Origin of the sequence: Burkholderia sp. Tr-20355, from assembly GCF_017104685.1 — a bacterium.
GTDB classification, from domain to species: Bacteria; Pseudomonadota; Gammaproteobacteria; order Burkholderiales; family Burkholderiaceae; genus Burkholderia; species Burkholderia seminalis.
Genome location: NZ_JAAGPK010000155.1, coordinates 1 through 18,223, shown reverse-complemented (window position 1 = coordinate 18,223; position 18,223 = coordinate 1). Strand labels below are relative to the sequence as shown.

The window sequence follows — 18,223 nt, the reverse complement described above, 5'->3', positions numbered from 1 at the left end:
CGGCCGGGCTCGCCGTCTGCCCGCTCGCGCGGCGCGTCGCACCGCGCACGCTGGTCGACGTCGGCGCGAAATTCGGGCTGCCGCCGCTGCCGCAATCGCAGGTCGTGCTGTATTCGCGCGTACGCGACGCCCGGGCCGCGGCCGCGCTGCGCCGGTTCGCCGACAGCCTTGCAATCTCGGCGTAAACTAGCGGGTTTCGCCGTCCGCAATCTCCAGAAGAATTCCGATGAAGCCCGAAGCCCGCCAGCACCTCCGCGCCAACCTGCTGATGCTCGCCGCCGCCGCGATCTGGGGCTCGGCTTTCGTCGCGCAGCGGCTGAGCCTCGACGTGATCGGGCCGTTCCTGTTCACCGGGCTGCGCTTCCTGCTCGGCGCGCTGGTGCTGGTGCCGCTGCTGATGCTCAACGCGGCGTCGCGCGCGCAGTGCGCGGCGATCCGCCGCGAACCGGCGTTGCTGCTGCCGGGCGTCGCGCTCGGCGGGCTGCTGGCGGTATCGATCTCGCTGCAGCAATTCGGCCTGCAATACACGCGAATCGCCAACGCCGGCTTCATCAGCTCGCTGTACGTCGTGATCGTGCCGCTGATGGGCGTGTTCGCGCGCCACCGGATCGGCGCGGGCACGTGGTTCGGCGCGCTGCTCGCGGCGATCGGCCTGTATTTCCTCAGCATCGACGAGCATTTCTCGGTGCTCTACGGCGACTGGTTCCAGCTCGCGGGCGCCGTCATCATCGCCGCGCACGTGATGGCCGTCGGCCATCTCGCGAAACGGCACGATCCGCTCGTGCTCGCGTTCCTGCAGTTCCTCGTGTGCGGCATCGCGTGCCTCGCGGTCGGCATCGCCGTCGAGCCGGTCAGCGTCGCGATGCTGCGCGGCGCGCTGCCAACGCTGCTGTACGGCGGGCTGCTGTCGGTCGGCGTCGGTTATACGCTGCAGGTCGTCGCGCAGCGCGACGCGGCGCCCGCGCACGCGGCCGTGATCTTCAGCATGGAAGGCGTGTTCGCGGCGCTCGCCGGCTGGGCTGCGCTCGGCGAAACGCTGACGCTGCGCGCGCTCGTCGGCTGCGCGCTGATGCTGGCCGGCCTGCTCGCCTGCCAGTTGCTGCCGAACGGCGACGCCCGGAAAAAGGACGAGGACGCGCTGCCGGCGTGACACGCACCGTCCCTATAATGGCGATTCGCGTGACTTCCACGCCAACCGTTTCCGACAGGCCAGCTCCGTGACGTCCACTTCCGTCGATCCCGCCGCCGACCTGCTGCGCGAACGCGCAGCGCATTACGCCGCCCAGGCGGCGCTGTTCCTGCGCGATCAGGCGCTCTCCACCGCGTCGCATGACCTGCGCAGCCCGCTCAACGCGATGCACAGCTGGGCGTACGTGCTCGAGCGCCAGCTCGCCAATGCCGATCCGAACCTGCAGCGCGCGCTCGCGGGCATCCGCACGGGCATCGACCAGCAGGTTGCGCTGATCGACGACGTGCTCGACGCGCCGCGCGCGGAAACCCGCACGCTCGCCCTCGAGCCGCGGCCGTTCGCGCTGCGCGCGCTGCTCGACGACACGCTCGCGCTCGTGCGCGCGGCGCTCGCCGACGCGCGGCAGGTCGCGCTCGACGCGACGCTGCCGGACGACGGCGCGCCGTCGCTGTCCGCCGACCGCGAGCGCATCGCGCAGGCGCTGTGGACGATGCTGACGACCGCCGTCGAAGCCAGCGCCGCCGGCTCACGCGTGACGTTCGAATGCGCGCGCGACGGCGCCCGGTTCACCGCGCGCGCCGCCTGCACCGTGAATGCCGCCGCCCTCGCCGATCCCGCGCAACCGCACGCGTTCGAGGCGTTTGCCCGGCGCGAGATGCTGCGCGAGCGCGACGCGAAGCGGGTCGCATGGACCCTCGCGCTGTGCCAGCGCGTCGCACTCGCGCACGGCGGCACGTTCTCGCATACCGCGTTCGCCGACGGTGCGGCGGCCACCCTCACCTTCTCCGTCCCCTGCGAGGCGCCGGTGTAAGTATTCGGCCGTCCAGTACATTACAAATTCCTTTCCGGCTCTATACTGATGGGCCTGTCATAACCGGAGCGATTCTTTGTTACAGATCTTCGCGCTCATCGGCGCGTTGTTCCTGGTGGCCCTCAACGGGTTCTTCGTCGCGGCCGAATTCGGCCTCGTCAAACTGCGCGCCACGCGCGTCAAGACACTGGCCCGCAAGCACGGCCTGCGCGGCCGCATCCTCGGCATCGTGCACGGCCGCCTCGACGCGTACCTTTCCGCGTGCCAGCTCGGCATCACGCTCGCGTCGCTCGGCCTCGGCTGGGTCGGCGAACCGGCGTTCGCGCAACTGCTCGCCCCGGTGCTCGACCTGATCGGCGTGCAGTCCGAACGCGTCGTGCACCTGATCTCGCTGATATTCGCGTTCTCGCTGATCTCGTTCCTGCATATCGTCGTCGGCGAGCTTGCGCCGAAATCGATGGCGATCCGCCAGTCCGAGAAGGTCGGCCTGTGGGTCGCGCTGCCGCTGTATGCGTTCTACTGGGCGATGTATCCGGCGATCTGGGTGCTCAACTCCAGCGCCAACGCGGTGCTGCGGCTCGCCGGGCTGTCGGCCGACCACGGCAGCGACGCGCACTACTCGACCGACGAGCTGAAGCTGATCCTGCGCAGCCGCCGCAGCACGGCCGGCAATGCCGCCCAACCGGCGCGCGGCACGTACAGCGACGACGAGTGGAACACGCTCGCGCATTCGCTCGATTTCTCGTCGATGACCGTGTCGGACCTGATGCGGCCGGCCCATGAAATGATCGGCCTGCGGCGCGACCTGCCGCTGCCCGACAACATGGAGATCGTCGCGCGGCACCGCTTCAGCCGCTATCCGCTGTTCGAGGATGCGTCGCGCGAACAGGTGAGCGGGCTGATCCACCTGAAGGACCTGCTGCTCGCGCGTCATGCCGGCGCCGCGCTCGAAGACCTGTCCGACTACGTGCGCCCCGTGCAGTACGTGCGGCCCGACACGCCGGCGCTCGACCTGTTCCGCCGCTTCCGCAAGGGCGCGCCGCACTTCGCGCTGGTCGGCAACAAGGGCGAGAAGCCGATCGGCTTCCTGACGCTCGACAACCTGCTCGGCGCGCTGGTCGGCCAGATCCACGACGAGTTCCGCCAGGGCGATGCCGACTGGAGCCGCCTCGACGACGGCACGCTGATGGGCAAGGGCAGCCTGCCCGTCGTGTCGCTCGAGCAGGCGCTCGGCATCGATATCGACGAAGGCCGCGCGGAATCGGTCGGCGGCCTCGTGATCCAGGCGTTGAGCGACCTGCCGACCGAAGGGCAACGCGTGTCGTTCGACCGCTTCGACGTGGTCGTGAAGAAAATGAACGGGCCGCGCATCGTGCTCGTGCGCGTATATCCGAAGGTCGCGAAAGAGGCCGACGAATGATGGCCCTACAGTGCCGCACGCGATGAACGGCACGGCCGCGCCGCTGCCGCGCTGCTGCGTGATCACGCCGGAACCGGCGTCCGCGTCGGCGGCCGATTGCGCGGCGTTCCTCGACCGGCTGTCGGCCGTGCTCGCGCGCGGCGAAACGCTCGTGCAACTGCGCGTGAAGTCGCTCGATGCGGCCGCGTTCGCGCCACTCGCCGCCGCGGCGCTCGCGCGCTGCGACGCCGCCGGCGCGCAGCTGATGCTCAACGGGCCGATCGATGCAGCCGGCGTGATGCGGCTCGACGGCGCCGGCTGGCATCTCGACGGCACCGCGTTGCGCGCCGCCGCGCAGCGTCCGTTGCCGGCCGAGCGGCGGGTGTCCGCCGCCTGTCACACGCTCGACGATCTGCTGCTGGCCGCCCGCATCGGCGCGGATTTCGTCACGCTGTCGCCGGTGTTGCCGACGCTCAGCCACCCCGGCGCGGCAACGCTCGGCTGGGCGCGGTTCGATGCGCTGGCCGCGCAGGCCACGATGCCCGTTTTCGCGCTCGGCGGGATGACGCGCACGCATCTCGACGACGCGCGCCGCCATGGCGCCTACGGCATCGCGGGCATTCGCGGGTTCTGGTAAGTCCGGGATCGCCCGCCGCGCAGCCGGGTGCGCATGCACCCGGCCTTCCAACCCTCACGCCGTCATCCGCTCATGCGTTCAGGTTCGGACGCATGCCGCGCCACGAACCGTCGTCGATACGCCGCGCGTCGTGCGTCAGCGCATAGTGGTTGACGTCGCCCGTGAGCCACGCAACGAGCGAATACGGCGGCAACTCCCCTTCATCGATGCGGTCGCGCGCACGTGCCGGCGTCTCGAACACGACGCGCCCTCGCGGCGCGTCGAACCGCACCGCGTCGGGCGACAGGTTCAATGCGATCGTCAGCGTCTCGTCGTCGGCGAGCCGCCACGACGCGAGCAGCGCGTCGGCATCGCCGTCGCCGTCCGCCTTCAGCGCATGCGCGTCCTGCGGCCGGCAATCGGACAACCGCGGCGCGATCAGCTTCGCGCGCACCGCGAGCGCCGACTGCACGACATGCGCACGATCGGCGTCGCGCGCGGTTTCATCGAAGATCAGCGGAATCTGCGGCGTGAGCAGCGACAGCGCGAGCGCCGCGAGGCCGGACGCCTGCGCGGGGTCGCCCGGGCCGCCGTCGCGCCACGCGCCATCGGACAACACGAGCGACGTCAGGGCCAGCCCGCTGTCGGCCGCGATGCCCTCTCCCGACGCGGCCGGCTGGAACGCCGCGCCGGCCGCGGTCAGCGCACGCGCGAGCGTGTGGATCGACTGGCGCGCGGAAATGCCTTCGTGGGCCGACGGATCGCGCCCCGTCAGACGGTGCAGCGCGCGTTCGCCGCAGCCGTTCCACTGCGCATCGAAATGGGTATCGGCGAGGTGCGCGGGATGCCGCTCGCTGCCGAGCACGAGATGGATGAGCCGGTCGGCCGGCACGGCCGCGCGCACGCGGTCCGCGATCTCGCGCAGCCACGACACGCCGATCCGGTCGGCCTCGCGCAGGCGCAGCCCGTCGCAACGGTATTCGTCGATCCAGTACAGCGCGTTGTCGCAGAAGAAATCGCAGACTTCCGGATGATCGAGCGCCAGCGGCGCGGCCTGCAGCGGATCGTCGCGCGTATGGAAGAACGGCGCAGCGTAGTGGCGCAGCGCATCGGTGCCGCTGCCGAAGCGCGCGTAGTCGAGTTCCAGCAGCACCGCGAGCCCGTAGCCGTGCGCGTCGTCGATCAGCGCCTTCAGCGCGTCGGGGCCGCCTTCGGCCGCGAGCGGCGCGAACGGCAGGCTGTCGTGCGGCGACGCGAGCAGCTCCAGCGCGGTCACGCCGAGCCGCGCGAGCCGCGGCAGGCGGCGGCGCACGCCGTCGAAACCGCCCACCGCATGCGGCCGGATCGCGTAGAGCGCGATGTCTTCCCATGCACGCCCGCGCCAGAACGTGTTGCGCCACGTGAACGCGCGCGGATCGACGACCTCGCTCGGGCCGTTGAGCCCGTCGGGTTGCGAGCGCGACGCGGGATCGGGAATCGACACGGCATCGTCGAGGCGATAGCGGTAACGCGTACCCGCACCGCAGTCGGCGAAGACCTCGAACCAGTGCGGGCCGGCGGCCGCCATCGGCACGAGCGTCGGGTCGGAGCCGGAATCGAGTTCGAGTTGAACCTGCGTACTGCCCGGCGCCCACACGCGGAAATGCGTGCGCGGTGTCGCGCAGAGCGCGCCACAGGGCTGGGCGCCAAACGGCAAGCAATGAATGTAGTGCTGCGCGTACGGATCGTGCGGACAATCGGACATCATGCGCTCCTCGTGCGTGCCGAGCGGCATGGCCGCGCCCGTGGCGCGGCGCATCGGGGCCCGGCATGCGACGGCCAGGCGGGGGGAGAGCACCGAGTATGCGCCGGATTCGCCATCGCGATATACGCTGATCGGACATTTTTAAATGCGAATCGACCCTGCGAAAACGGGCTGGCGGGCCTGGGCCCGCAAGCCGGGTAGTCGGCATACCGGAATGTCTGCCCGCCTTGTTGCGCGGGCCGCGCGCCCCTACGCTCCACGTCATGCTCGCGGACCCGTCGTCCGCCCTCGACCCCAGGAGCCCGCCATGTCGCTTCCCGCCAGTGCCGCGAAATTCGATCCCTCGCGCGCGCAGGACTATGCCGCGCAATCGCGCATCGCGCTCGCCGGCTACGATGCGTGTCACGAACTCACCGCCTGCATGCTCGCGTCGACGATCGGGGCGACCGATGCGCGGATCCTCGTCGCGGGCGCGGGCGGCACGGGCCAGGAAATCTGCGTGGCCGCCGCGCTCGAACCGGGCTGGCAATTCACGGCCGTCGACCCGTCCGCGCCGATGCTGGCGCTTGCGCGTTCGAACGTCGAGGCCGCGGGCTTCGGGTCGCGCACGGCATTCGTCGAGGACGGCGTCGATGCACTGCCCGATGCCCCCGCATTCGACGGCGCCACGCTGATCGGCGTGCTGCATCACGTGCCGGGGGACGCGGCGAAGGCCGCGTTGCTGCACGCGATCGCGCGGCGCCTGAAACCCGGCGCGCCGCTCGTGCTGGCCGGCAACCATCGCCGTTACGCGGACCACCCTCGCCTGCTCGACGCGTGGCAGCAGCGCTGGCGCATGAAGGGCGCCACGCCCGACGCCGTGCGCGTGCAACTCGCGAAGATCCTGCAGGGCGCCGATCCGCCGGCCACCGAAGAAGCCGTGTTCGACCTGCTGCGCGATGCGGGCTTCGATGCGCCGCTGCGCTTTTTCGCGAGCCTGTTCTGGGGCGCGTGGGTCGCGGTGCGGCGCGCATAGCGGTTCGGCACGGCGTGCGACCGGATGCGCGTGCGTGCCGCGCGCGCTGGGTATGATGTCGGTTCCGTCCCCTTCCGGCCTCGACATGCTCACCGTCCATCACCTGAACAACTCGCGCTCGCAGCGCGTGCTCTGGCTGCTCGAAGAACTGGATGTACCGTACGAAATCGTGCGCTACGCGCGCGATCCGAAAACGATGCTCGCGCCGCCCGAGCTGCGCGCGATCCATCCGCTCGGCAAGTCGCCGGTCGTCACCGACGACGGCCGCACGTTCGCCGAATCGGGTGCGATCATCGAGTACCTCGCCGAACGCTACGGCAAAGGGCGTCTCGCGCCGCCGCCCGGCACGCCCGAGCGGCACGACTACACGTACTGGCTGCACTACGCGGAAGGGTCGGCGATGCCGCCGCTGCTGCTCAAGCTCGTCGCCTTGCGGATCGCCCAGGCACCGATGCCGTTCTTCGCGCGGCCGATCGCACGCAAGATCGCCGACACGCTGCAGTCGGGCTTCGTCGATCCGCAGATCGCGCTGCATCTCGGCCATGTCGACGGCGCGCTGCAACGCACCGGCTGGTTCGTCGGCGACAGCTTCAGCGCGGCCGACATCCAGATGAGCTTCCCGCTCGAAGCCGCGACCGCACGCGGCGGCGGCAACCGGTATCCCGCGATCGCGCGCTTCCTCGACGCGATCCACGCACGGCCGGCGTACCAGCGGGCGCTGGAGCGCGGCGGCCCGTACGACCTGCTCAAGTAAGCGGCGTCAGCTCAGCAGGCCGGCCGCGACGTTGATCGACAGCCCGAGCACGGCCATGTTGAAGTAGAACGACAGGATCGACTGCGCGAGCACCGAGCGCCGCGCGGAACGGTTCGCGAGCGACACGTCGGCCGTTTGCGACGCGACCGCGATCGTGAACGCGAAATACAGAAAATCCCAGTAATCGGGCTCGGGGTTGCGGTCCGGAAAGCGCAGCGCGCGATCGTTGCCCGGCGAACCGTAATAGAGCCGCGCGTAGTGCAGCGTGAAGATCGTCGGAATCAGGAACCACGCGCCGAACAGCGTCGCAGCCGTGATCGCGTAGTGACTGAGCCCCGCGCTGAAGCCCACGCTCTTGGCCGTGGCCAGTTCGATCGCGATCGCGGCGACGCTCGCGACGGTCGCGGAGCACACGACGGTCAGCACGGTCGTCGCGTTTTCGTCTTCGCGGATCGCGACTTCGCGCACCTTGTGATGGTGCGCGCTGACCATGCGCACCCACATCAGCACGAGATACAGCCAGATCGCGCAATCCCAGCCGATCAGCGCACGCACGGCCGGGCGCAGCGCAAACGGCAGCAGCACCGCGCACAGCACGCCTGCGACGAATGCCGCGACCATGCGCGGCCGGTTGCGTAATACCTGCGGATAAAGCGTCATCGTGTGATTCCGAAAGCGGATGGAAAGGATTCGAACGGCGCGCGGGACGGCCCGCTGCGCCTCGGGCGGGTGCCGCGCCCCGATTATCGCCATTCCCTCGTGACGTGGCGATGGGCAGGAGCGCCTAAGATGAGGGGATGACCGCCACCGCCCCCCTCTGCTGCCACCCCGCGAACGCCGCCGGCCGCGACTTCGTCGTCGGCGACCTGCACGGGTGCGTGGACGTGCTGCGCGCGCTGCTGCACGACATCCGCTTCGATCCGGCCCGCGACCGCCTGTTCTCGGTCGGCGATCTGGTCGATCGCGGCCCGGCCTCCGAAACCGCGCTCGACCTGCTCGACCGCCCGTGGTGCCACGTCGTGCGCGGCAACCACGAGGAAGTGCTGAGCCTCGTGTCGCGCGGCAAGCTGTCGCCCGATGCGTGGCGCGGAATCGGCGGCGACTGGGGCGCCGACCTGCCGCCGGAGCGGCTGCACGCGCATGCGGCGCGTGTCGACGCGCTGCCGCTGGTGCGCGTGATCGGCGACGGCCCCGGACGCTTCAACGTGCTGCATGCGGAATTCTTCGGCTCGGACGCCGACCTCGATGCCGGCAGCTACTCGCACGACGTGCGCGAGCGGTTGATCTGGGGCCGCGATCTCGTCCAGGGGCTCGCCGATCCGGCGCGGCAGGCGGGGCTGTCACTGACCTGCACCGGGCATACGCCCGTGCGTGCGCCGCAGCGGATCGGTGCGCAATGGTTCATCGACACAGGTGCGTTCGCACCGTCCGGTCGGCTCACGCTCGCCGAGCCGCGTACCGGCAGCACGTGGTCGATGACGCAGGCCGAGGCGCGCGAGCGCCATGCGGGCGACTGGCCGTTGCCGTAACGCGTTCGTGCCTTCGTGCCTTCGTGCCGGAACGGCTCGCGAAGCGGCGAACGCTAGCCGACCTGGTTCAGCTCGAACACCGCGTCGACAACCGAGCCGTTCCAGTTGTATTCGAGATAGGCCGCGTGATGGCAATCGCGCAGCAGCGCGGTGCGAAACGCGGCCAGGCATTCGCCGCGCGGGTCGCGCACCGACGGATAGACGATCCCCGCGCCGCCCGCGTTGCGCACCGCGCGGCCGAACGCCTGCCCCGCGCCGTAGTCGAGCGGATGCAGCAAGGCCAGATCGCGCTGCGGCCACGTGCGCACGTCGACCACGCTGCCTTGCGCGATCACCGTGTAGAGCCGCATCTGCTGGCGCATCGGCGGTTCCTTCGTCGCGGCCAGGAACAGCGCGCTGTGGTAGCGCGTTTCGGCGATCGCCGTATCGCGTGAACGGGTGCAGTAGAACACGCCGTAGCTGCCGTCGGAAAAGCGGCTGCCCTGCGGATTCAGGTGCGTGAAGGCGGCCATGATCGGCCCCCAGCCCAGCCCGTAGCGGCGCTCGGCGGGCGGCACGAGATCAAGTGCACCGATTTCGTTGCGGATGCGGTCGTTGGTCAGCGATTCGAGCGCGTACAGCGCGTCGAAATCGTCCGCCGATGCCACGCGGTCGAACAGGTTGATCGCCGGGAAACGGGTGGGGATGACTCGGTAGGCAGGCACCCAGTCGACCGTGGTCGTGGGCCATTGTTGTGTCTCGATCGGCATCGTCACGCCCAGCCACCTCGCATCGCGTCGAGATATTGCCGGACGGCGACCAGATCGCCGACGTTGCCGGCGAGCATCCGGTCGAGTGCGCGCTTGCCGCCGAACGGCGCCGCGTCGTTGGGCCGCTTGACCCATGCGTCGGCCGCGGCGGGCTGCGGCAGCAGGATCTGCAGCGCCTTGTAGATGCCGAGCAGCAGCGACAGCCGCTCGAGCGTGTCGCGCGGCAGCCTCGCCGATTCCGGCGCGGCCTTCCACTTGAAGAACGTCGAACGGCCGGGCGATCCGAGCAGCACGATCTGCTCGTCGATCGTCAGTTCCCAGTCGCGCGCGATGTTGAAAAACGCACGCAGGCCGGCCGCCGACATCTGCGCGACCGAGGCCTGCGGCGGGGCGGAATGCGAATCGTAGGCGGGCTGTGACATGATCGTTAGTCTCGAAACGAATTTACTAACAAGATTAGTCCATTTTCGTATTTTTGCAAGGGTCGACACCCGTCGACCGGCGATGGCTTGAGACGAAACGATATTTTTTGTCCATTCTGGACTCTTATTTTATTTTCTGCGTTAATGGCCGTGCGGACACCGCGCCCGGACGCGGCCCGTATCCGTAAGAACCGTGTCGCACAGAACCCGGAAGCACCCGCCAAGGAACGCACCATGAAGAGACTGATTGCCGCTGTTTCGATCGCCCTGCTCGCGGTATCCGCAGGCCCCGCCGTCGCGAAGGACTGGACCACGATCCGCTTCGGCACCGACGCCAGCTATGCGCCGTTCGAGTCGAAGGCGCCCGACGGCAAGCTCGTCGGCTTCGACATCGACCTCGGCAACGAGATCTGCGCGCGCCTGAAGGCAAAGTGCGTGTGGCTCGAGAACGATTTCGACGGGATGATCCCGGCGCTGAAGGCGAAGAAGTTCGACGCGGTGCTGTCGTCGATGTCGATCACGCCGCAGCGCGCGGAGCAGATCGGCTTCACGACCAAGATCTACAACCAGCCGACGCGGCTCGTCGTGAAGAAGGGCTCGCCGCTGCTGCCGACGGCCGAATCGCTGAAGGGCAAGTCGATCGGCGTCGAGCAGGGCACGACGCAGGAGACGTATGCGAAGGCGTACTGGGGCAAGCAAGGCGCGAACGTCGTGTCGTACCAGAACCAGGACGGCGTGTACGCGGACCTGACGTCGGGCCGCCTCGACGCGGCGCTCCAGGATGAAGTGCAGGCCGCGATCGGGTTCCTGAAATCGCCGCGCGGCGCGAACTACACGTTCGTCGGGCCCGAACTCGTCGACGAGAAAGTGCTCGGCATTGGCGCCGGCATCGGGCTGCGCAAGGAAGACACCGACCTGAAGGCGAAGATCGATCGCGCGATCGCCGACATGGTCAAGGACGGCACCTACAAGCGGCTCGCGTCGAAGTACTTCGACTTCGACATCTACGGCGGCTGAAACGGCGTCGCGCGCGTACGGGTACCACTTCCCGTCGCGCGCGTCCGACCGCCCCTCCCCTTTAACCGGATGGCAACGGCACCGCGCGGCTCGCCGTTGCATCGAATGCTGCTCGTCTTGCGTCGCGCACGCGGCGCGTCACCTCGCACATCGTTCGGATTGCAGATCGATTGATCAAGGAACGACCGGCCACGCGAACGGATGCGGTGCTGCGCGAATCAATAGGCGAAGATCGGGCGCCGCGGTATCGGCGCCCGTGCGCACATGCCCATGCGACTCGGGTTGGCGTGCAGGAAAGTACCGACCCGGCGCGGATGACCGGCAACCAGCCGGATCCGCCTCGCCCCGGGCGCGGAGAGATGGCCTGTCGACGCATGCCGGCCGGCTGCAAGTGCGACGTTCGACCGGCGATGCCCCGCATCACTGCGATCGCGGCCTGCCGGCCGCGGCGTGTGGCGATCGTTCATTTTTCTACCCCGTTTGCAGTGTGATGTTTATTCCGGCAACCGGACCCTGCCGGTGCCCCGACGATCGGCCGAAGACGTTCCGTGCCCGCCGGAACGCGGCTGCCGTGCCGCGCTCCGCCGCCGCATCCCCGCGGAGTGCGTCCAGGCCGCTGGAACCGGCCCGACCTCGCGTCGTCGACTGTCGCACGACACTCTTCGCAAGGAGCGGGCCAGCCGCGCGCGCGCCTGTCCGGGCAAGGGTTTGGCGCGGCCGACAGGCAACCGGAACGGGGGCGGATGGGCGGAAGTTGCGAATCTGAAACATGCGGCGCGCGGCACGCGTCGGACCGGTCGCGGCCCACCCTTGCGGGATAAGGCTGAACAATGGAGCGCGGCGTTTTTACCGACACGTGCCGGCCCGTTCAGCCCGGTTTCCCGCGAGAATTCGCCCAGTTGCCGAGGCGAAATGTTTCATGCGCTTTACATGCCCGTCGGCGGGACGAATCGGCAAGTGCCGAACGGACGACCGCCCGGCGGCACGCGACAATCGCTACGTGCGTGCGTGCGGCACCGGCGCCGGCCTCAGCCGACCCGCTGATGCCCCGCGTCGCCGGACGGCGCGCCGTCGTGCCCGCCGTTGTCGCCGTTTCCGCCGTTGTTGTCGTGATCGTTCAGCCCGTGCTCGATCATCATCCGGTAGAGCGTCACGCGCGAGATGCCGAGTTCGGCCGCAGCCTTGTTGATCCGGTGATCGTTGCGCAGCAGCGCATTCTCGATCGCGGTGCGCTCGGCGAGCGCCCTCGCCTGTTCGAGCGTCACGGGCTCGGTTTCGCCGGGTGTGTCGAGCCCGAGATCGTGCGGCGTCAGCAGCCGGCTCTCGGCCATCACGATCGCGCGCCGCACACGGTTGATCAGCTCGCGCACGTTGCCGGGCCATTCGTAGCGACGCATCGCATCGAGCGCGGCCGATGTGAAGCCGCTGATCTTGCGACCGCTGTCGGACTTGAATTTCTGCAGCACGTAGTGCGCGAGGATATCGATGTCCTTGCCGCGCGCGCGCAGCGGCGGCTCGTGGATGCGCAGCACGCACAGCCGGTGATAGAGATCCGCGCGGAAGCGCCCGGCCTCGACCGCGCCGTCGAGATCCACGTGCGTGGCCGAGATGATCCGCACGTCGACCGCGATCGATTCCTGCCCGCCGAGCCGCTCGATCTTCCCTTCCTGCAGGAAGCGCAGCAGGCTTGCCTGGCTCTCGACCGGCATGTCGCCGATCTCGTCGAGAAACAGCGTGCCGCCGTTCGCCGATTCGATCCGGCCCGCGCGCCGCTGGTTCGCGCCGGTGAATGCGCCGCGCTCGTAGCCGAACAGCTCCGACTGCAGCAGGTGATGCGGAATCGCACCGCAATTGATCGCGACGAATGGCCCCTTGCCACGGCCTGAGCGCTCGTGAATCGCGAGCGCCGTCAACTCCTTGCCGGTGCCCGACTCGCCCGAGATGAACACGCTGGCATCGGTCTTCGCGACCTTGCGGATCGTGCTGAACAGCTGCTGCATCGCCTCGCAGTTGCCGATCATCCCGTGTTCGCCGATCGACGCCGCGTAGGCCGCGCCATCGACGCGATCGAGCGCGGCCATCCCGCGCGCATGACCGAGCACGTGCGAAATCCACTCGTAGGGCAGCGGCAGCGTGACGTAGTCGAAACAATAGCTGCGGATCAGTTCGCGCACGGCAGGGCTGATCGTGATGCCGGCCTGCGCGATGGATATCCAGCCGATCGCCGGCTGGCTCAGGCACGCTTTCAGCGCCGGATAGTCGCGCGACGTGAAGCCCGTGAAATCGACCAGCCCGGCCGCGACGCTCATGCCGGAGGTCATGTTCTGCGCGGCGCCGGCCGTCTTCGCGACCGCGATCTCCCAGCCGAGCCCGCGCAGTTGCGCCAGCAGCGGCTCGTCGGGCGTCCGCATGATCGCGAACAGCTTGCGTCCGGCCTCGGGAGCGGTGACGGCTACATCCGTCATCTCGGGCGCCGCCTGCCCGTTTGCGTCGGGTGACCTTGCAACCATCGTTGTTCCCCGCTTGGCGTTGGTATCGTGCGCCGGCTCGCCGCCGTCTCCGACGGACCACGATTGAACCGACATATTGGCCGCATTTCCGTCCGAATAAAATCCCCCCGCGCACGAATCGCGCGCGAGGTGGGCGCCGTCATGAACGGTATATCGATGCGGCAGGCGGGCGACTAGATGGGTGTTATCCCGGTGGCGCGCGCGGCGAGACCCCGAAACAGGCGGGCGCGCCGGGCGCCGAGCCGCGCCGGTGCTGGCGCACGGCGTTTGCGTGCGATGCCGTGCAAACCGGATCGGCAGGCCGGCGCGGGTAGGCGAAAGCGGCCGGCCGGCCACGCATGCGCCCGCGCAACCGGTTCCCGTTGACTTCGGTCAATCGTCATAGGAAGCCGGTTGATGCAGGAACGCAACATGCGCCGCGCGGCGGGTCGTGTCAGCGGCCCGACGCGAGCGATGCCGGCGCGTTCGCGCGGCCGCGCCCGGCGGGCGCGCCGGCCGGTTCGCCGTAGGTGGCGGCGAGCGCGTCGACGCGCGCGAGATGGTGATGGTTGTCGTGATCCCACGGATGGAAGCCCGGCCGGAAAAAGCTCAGCCATTCGCCCGCGATGCGCGGGAACAGGCCGCGGCGCGGCCCGTACAGGAACGCGATCATCCGCAGCATGCCGCGCACGTGATGACCGGCGCCGCGATCGCGCCACAGCAGCGTCGCGTGCATCAGGAACACGGTCGGCCAGAACGTGAGCGTCGTCAGCAGATACACGCCGATGCGGATCAGATAGCGGCGCGGCCCCGGCTTCATCACGGTATTCCACACATCGAACGACACGGCCTTGTGCTCGGTTTCCTCGAGCGCATGCCAGATCCACATCTGGCGGTAGCCTTCGACCGAGCCATCCAGGCGCGTCGGGTCGCGCAGCAGCCAGTCGGCGAGCATCGCCGTGTAGTGTTCCGCCGCAACCGTATGCGCGAGCTGCACCGAGTGCGGCAGCTTGCGCTTCATGAAGGCCAGCACCGTCCAGACGCGCTTGTCGAGCTTGCGCGCGGGCAGGCGGTTCGCCTGCATCAGTTCGTTGTATTCGATGTGCTCGCGCGTGTGCATCGCCTCCTGGCCGATGAAACCGAGCACCTGCTGCTTCAGCACGGGATCGTCGATCCGGTCGCGGTAGTTGCGCACCGAATCCATGAAGAAGCGCTCGCCGGCCGGAAACAGCAGCGACAGCGCGTTGAAGAAATGGGTCACTTGCGACCCGAGGCCATGCCAGTCCTTCGCGCGTTCGACCGGCAGGTCGAAGCGCAGGTCGCGGCGCACCGGCATGATCCCGGCTGCGGTGGCGGAAGCGGCTGACTTCATGTTCATGGTTCTCCTGGTTCCGGCGCGGCGCGGCGCGTCATCCGACGCGGCCGGCGCAGGCCCGGGCGGCGCGTCGCGCGCCGCCAAAATCTTGACATCGACAAATGTAAAGATAGGCCGCCCGCACTGACACGCGCAAGCCGCGCGGTAGATGCGCGCTTCCAAACAGGGCACGGTCGAACAGGCGGAAAAAACGGCGCCCGAACGGCGTGGGGACAAGCCGCGATTCGAACGCGACGTCCGGCCGGCACGCGAGGCATGACGCCCGGCCGCGCCTGCTGTCGGCGACCTGAAAGCCCCGTCGGGCGGGCATTTCGCGGCATCGGACGGATGCCGCACGACGCACCTCGGCCCCTGCAGCCACGCCGATTCATACGCATGGCGCACCCGCGTGGTGCAACCGCGGCGAGGCGGCCCGCGCAACCATTCAAACGCGCGTTCCAATCGTGTTTCGGGCGAGCGCGGCGAGGATGGTCCATCGCCGCTCCCGCACCGCACGCCGCGCCGCGAAAACCACCCGCGCCGGCCCGCGGCGCGCTCGCCTACAATAGCGGTTTTACGCAACCCTCTTTCAGGAGAAGTCATGTCTGTCATCACGACCGAATCGGGTCTCAAATACGAAGACCTGACCGAAGGCACCGGCACGGAAGCGCAAGCCGGCAAGACCGTCAGCGTCCACTACACGGGCTGGCTGACCGACGGCCAGAAATTCGATTCGAGCAAGGACCGCAACGACCCGTTCGCGTTCGTGCTCGGCGGCGGCATGGTCATCAAGGGCTGGGACGAAGGCGTGCAGGGCATGAAGGTCGGCGGCGTGCGCCGGCTGACGATCCCGCCGCAACTCGGCTACGGCCCGCGCGGCGCAGGCGGCGTGATTCCGCCGAATGCGACGCTCGTGTTCGAAGTCGAACTGCTCGACGTCTGATCGCGCACCCGGCCGTTTCCTTCCGATGGAACGCATCGCCTCCCCCGCCATCGCGCTGCGCCGCTACGACACGTGCGAAGCGTCGGACGTGCACGACTTCCACCAGGTCGTGCTCGGCGTCGATGGCGCGATGGTGATGGCGGTGGACGGGATCGGCCAGCGCATCGACCGGCACGCGGCCTGGCTGATTCCGGCCGGCGCGCGCCACGACTACGCGGGCCTCGGCGACAATCGTCAGCTCGTGATCGACCTGCCCGCGGCATCGCTCGCGGTGCCGCAGCGGCTGTTCGACCAGGCGCGCGCCGTATCGATCGACCCGGCGCTGACGTCGCTCGTCGCGCAGGTCGCGGCCGCCGCCGTGCAACACGATGCGCCGGCCGGCGACGCACGGCACGCCGCCGCGCACCGCTTCCAGTGGCAGGCCGCCGCGCGCCTGTGCGACGCGCTGCTCGACGACGCCGGCATCGCCGCGCCCGCGTCGGGCCTCGATTTCGCGCGCATCGACCGCTGGCTGCGCGCACGGCTCGCGGAGCCGCTGCGCATCGCCGATCTCGCCGCGCACTGCGGTTACGGGATGCGCCGGTTCCATCAATTGTTCGTCGAAGCTTTCGGCGAGACGCCCCATCGCTACCTGCAGCGGCTGCGGCTCGACGCGGCGGTCGTGCTGCTCGCCGACGGCCGGCATGCGCTCGTCGACATCGCGGGCATGGTCGGCTTCGCGGACCAGAGCACGTTCACGCATGCGTTCACGAAGCGCTTCGGCGTCGCGCCCGGACGCTGGCGCGGCGAACGGCACTGAACGCATCGGCCTCGCCGGACACGCCTCGACGCGCGTAGCAGGAACGACGCCGCCGCGTCGGCCCGCGTATCGACGCTTCACCTCCCGCTGAAACATCGCCCGTCCGCCGCGTCCTACGATGGACGCATGAATACGACCACCCCCGCCTCCGCTTTCCCGCCCGCGCTCGCCCGCGTCGTCGCGACCGTCAGCATCGGTTTCGTCGTCACGCAGCTCGACGTGACGATCGTCAACATCGCGCTTGCGCCTCTCGCGGCGGACCTGCATCTGCCGGTCGCCGGGCTGCAGTGGATCGTCGATGCGTACACGCTCGCGTTCGCGGTGCTGATGCTGTCGGGCGGGGCGCTCGGGGACCGCTTCGGCGCGCGCCGCCTGTACGTCGCGGGCCTCGCGCTGTTCGCACTCGCGTCGCTCGCGTGCGGCGCCGCACGCGCGCCCGCGATGCTGATCGCGGCCCGTGCGTGGCAGGGCATCGGCGCCGCGGCGATGCTGCCCAATTCGCTCGCGCTGCTGAACGACGCGTGCCGGCACGACCCGCACCTGCGCGCGCGGGCCGTCGGCGGGTGGATGGCGGCCGGGTCGGTCTCGATCGCCGCCGGCCCGGTGGTCGGCGGTCTGCTGACCGCCACGTGGGGCTGGCGCGGCATCTTCCTCGTGAACCTGCCGCTGTGCGCGGCGGGGCTTGCCGCCACGTTGGCCTGGGTGCCGGCACGCCACGCGCAGGCCGCGCCATCGCGCCCGGTCCGCGCGCTCGACCTGCGCGGCCAGCTCATCGCGATCGCGATGCTGACCGCGCTGACCGGCGCCGTGATCGAATGGCGGCCGCTCGGCATCGCGCACCCGGTCGTTGCCGGCGGCTTCGCATTCGCGGCGCTCGCCGCGCTCGCCTTCGTCGCGATCGAATCGCGCACGGCCACGCCGATGCTGCCGCTGTCGCTGTTTCGTCATCGCACGTTCAGCGCGGCCGTGCTGTTCGGGATCTGCGTGAACCTCACGTACTACGGCACCGTATTCGTGCTGGCGCTCTACCTGCAGCGTGCGCGCGGCGAAACGGCGTTGCAGGCCGGCCTGGCGTTCCTGCCGCTGACGGGCGGCTTCCTGCTGTCGAATCTCGCGAGCGGCCGCGTCGTCGCGCGTCACGGCCCGCGCCGGCCGATGCTGGCGGGCGCGCTGGTCGCCGCGCTCGGCTACGGGTCGCTGCACTTCGTCGATGCGTCGACGCCGCTCGCCGCGCTGCTCGTGCCGTTCCTGCTGATTCCGTCGGGGATGGGGTTCGCGGTGCCCGCGATGACGACGGCCGTGCTCGCGTCGGTCGCGCCCGAGCGGGCCGGCATCGCATCGGCCGTGCTGAATACCGCGCGGCAAGCCGGCGGCGCGATGGGTGTCGCGGCGA

The 18,223-nt window shown here is 69.5% G+C and carries 17 protein-coding genes and 1 pseudogene; 12 read left to right on the top strand and 6 right to left on the bottom strand.

Annotated elements, in window-relative coordinates:
* The 5 genes and pseudogenes from G3N62_RS28135 to G3N62_RS28115 form a co-directional block, all read left to right on the top strand.
* A pseudogene (locus tag G3N62_RS28135) lies at positions 1-185 on the top strand (LysR family transcriptional regulator); the annotation flags it as partial.
* Between the two features lie 41 nt (positions 186-226).
* Entirely contained in the window at positions 227-1,150 is a 924-nt protein-coding gene (locus G3N62_RS28130) for a DMT family transporter (protein WP_124668819.1), read from the top strand.
* A gap of 67 nt (positions 1,151-1,217) precedes the next feature.
* Complete coding sequence (locus G3N62_RS28125) at positions 1,218-2,000, top strand: HAMP domain-containing sensor histidine kinase (RefSeq protein ID WP_059558430.1); 783 nt, start codon at positions 1,218-1,220, stop codon at positions 1,998-2,000.
* Between the two features lie 76 nt (positions 2,001-2,076).
* Positions 2,077-3,420, top strand: coding sequence for a hemolysin family protein (locus G3N62_RS28120; RefSeq protein ID WP_034185715.1), 1,344 nt, complete (start codon positions 2,077-2,079; stop codon positions 3,418-3,420).
* A gap of 22 nt (positions 3,421-3,442) precedes the next feature.
* Positions 3,443-4,036 carry a thiamine phosphate synthase gene (locus tag G3N62_RS28115; RefSeq protein WP_124668818.1) on the top strand — a complete coding sequence of 198 codons (594 nt, stop codon included), beginning with the start codon at positions 3,443-3,445 and terminating at the stop codon, positions 4,034-4,036.
* A 70-nt stretch (positions 4,037-4,106) separates the two neighbouring features.
* Here the strand turns inward: G3N62_RS28115 and G3N62_RS28110 are convergent, their stop codons facing one another.
* Entirely contained in the window at positions 4,107-5,759 is a 1,653-nt protein-coding gene (locus G3N62_RS28110) for a DUF3459 domain-containing protein (RefSeq protein ID WP_124668817.1), read from the bottom strand.
* A gap of 307 nt (positions 5,760-6,066) precedes the next feature.
* Here G3N62_RS28110 and G3N62_RS28105 point away from each other — a divergent pair, with 307 nt between their 5' ends.
* Positions 6,067-6,774 carry a class I SAM-dependent methyltransferase gene (locus G3N62_RS28105; RefSeq protein ID WP_059558432.1) on the top strand — a complete coding sequence of 236 codons (708 nt, stop codon included), beginning with the start codon at positions 6,067-6,069 and terminating at the stop codon, positions 6,772-6,774.
* A gap of 85 nt (positions 6,775-6,859) precedes the next feature.
* Positions 6,860-7,528 (top strand): glutathione S-transferase, encoded by a 669-nt coding sequence (locus tag G3N62_RS28100; RefSeq protein ID WP_034185713.1) that lies wholly within the window; start codon positions 6,860-6,862, stop codon positions 7,526-7,528.
* Between the two features lie 6 nt (positions 7,529-7,534).
* Here G3N62_RS28100 and G3N62_RS28095 read toward each other — a convergent pair whose 3' ends face one another.
* Complete coding sequence (locus tag G3N62_RS28095) at positions 7,535-8,188, bottom strand: DUF1345 domain-containing protein (protein ID WP_124668816.1); 654 nt, start codon at positions 8,186-8,188, stop codon at positions 7,535-7,537.
* 137 nt (positions 8,189-8,325) lie between these two features.
* Here G3N62_RS28095 and G3N62_RS28090 point away from each other — a divergent pair, with 137 nt between their 5' ends.
* Positions 8,326-9,057 (top strand): metallophosphoesterase, encoded by a 732-nt coding sequence (locus G3N62_RS28090; protein WP_124668815.1) that lies wholly within the window; start codon positions 8,326-8,328, stop codon positions 9,055-9,057.
* A 53-nt stretch (positions 9,058-9,110) separates the two neighbouring features.
* Here the strand turns inward: G3N62_RS28090 and G3N62_RS28085 are convergent, their stop codons facing one another.
* Complete coding sequence (locus G3N62_RS28085) at positions 9,111-9,806, bottom strand: RES family NAD+ phosphorylase (RefSeq protein WP_124668997.1); 696 nt, start codon at positions 9,804-9,806, stop codon at positions 9,111-9,113.
* Positions 9,807-9,808: 2 nt separating this feature from the next.
* Positions 9,809-10,228 carry an MbcA/ParS/Xre antitoxin family protein gene (locus G3N62_RS28080; RefSeq protein ID WP_049032081.1) on the bottom strand — a complete coding sequence of 140 codons (420 nt, stop codon included), beginning with the start codon at positions 10,226-10,228 and terminating at the stop codon, positions 9,809-9,811.
* Positions 10,229-10,462: 234 nt separating this feature from the next.
* On the opposite strand from G3N62_RS28080, the gene G3N62_RS28075 reads away from it, so the two are divergent.
* A complete protein-coding gene (locus tag G3N62_RS28075; RefSeq protein ID WP_034185708.1) occupies positions 10,463-11,245 on the top strand; it encodes an ABC transporter substrate-binding protein in 783 nt (260 codons plus the stop codon).
* A gap of 1,028 nt (positions 11,246-12,273) precedes the next feature.
* Here G3N62_RS28075 and G3N62_RS28070 read toward each other — a convergent pair.
* Positions 12,274-13,755, bottom strand: a complete 1,482-nt coding sequence (locus G3N62_RS28070; RefSeq protein WP_034185707.1) for a sigma-54 dependent transcriptional regulator — start codon at positions 13,753-13,755, stop codon at positions 12,274-12,276.
* A 433-nt stretch (positions 13,756-14,188) separates the two neighbouring features.
* Positions 14,189-15,106: a metal-dependent hydrolase gene (locus G3N62_RS28065; RefSeq protein ID WP_059558683.1), complete on the bottom strand. Its 918-nt coding sequence runs from the start codon at positions 15,104-15,106 to the stop codon at positions 14,189-14,191.
* 583 nt (positions 15,107-15,689) lie between these two features.
* Here G3N62_RS28065 and G3N62_RS28060 point away from each other — a divergent pair.
* From G3N62_RS28060 to G3N62_RS28050, 3 genes are all read left to right on the top strand, one after another.
* On the top strand, positions 15,690-16,031 hold the full coding sequence (locus G3N62_RS28060) for an FKBP-type peptidyl-prolyl cis-trans isomerase (protein WP_034185706.1): 342 nt from the start codon (positions 15,690-15,692) through the stop codon (positions 16,029-16,031).
* A gap of 25 nt (positions 16,032-16,056) precedes the next feature.
* Positions 16,057-16,830: an AraC family transcriptional regulator gene (locus tag G3N62_RS28055; protein ID WP_034185705.1), complete on the top strand. Its 774-nt coding sequence runs from the start codon at positions 16,057-16,059 to the stop codon at positions 16,828-16,830.
* A gap of 126 nt (positions 16,831-16,956) precedes the next feature.
* A partial coding sequence (locus G3N62_RS28050; protein ID WP_206141359.1) for an MFS transporter occupies positions 16,957-18,223 on the top strand: 1,267 nt, incomplete at its 3' end.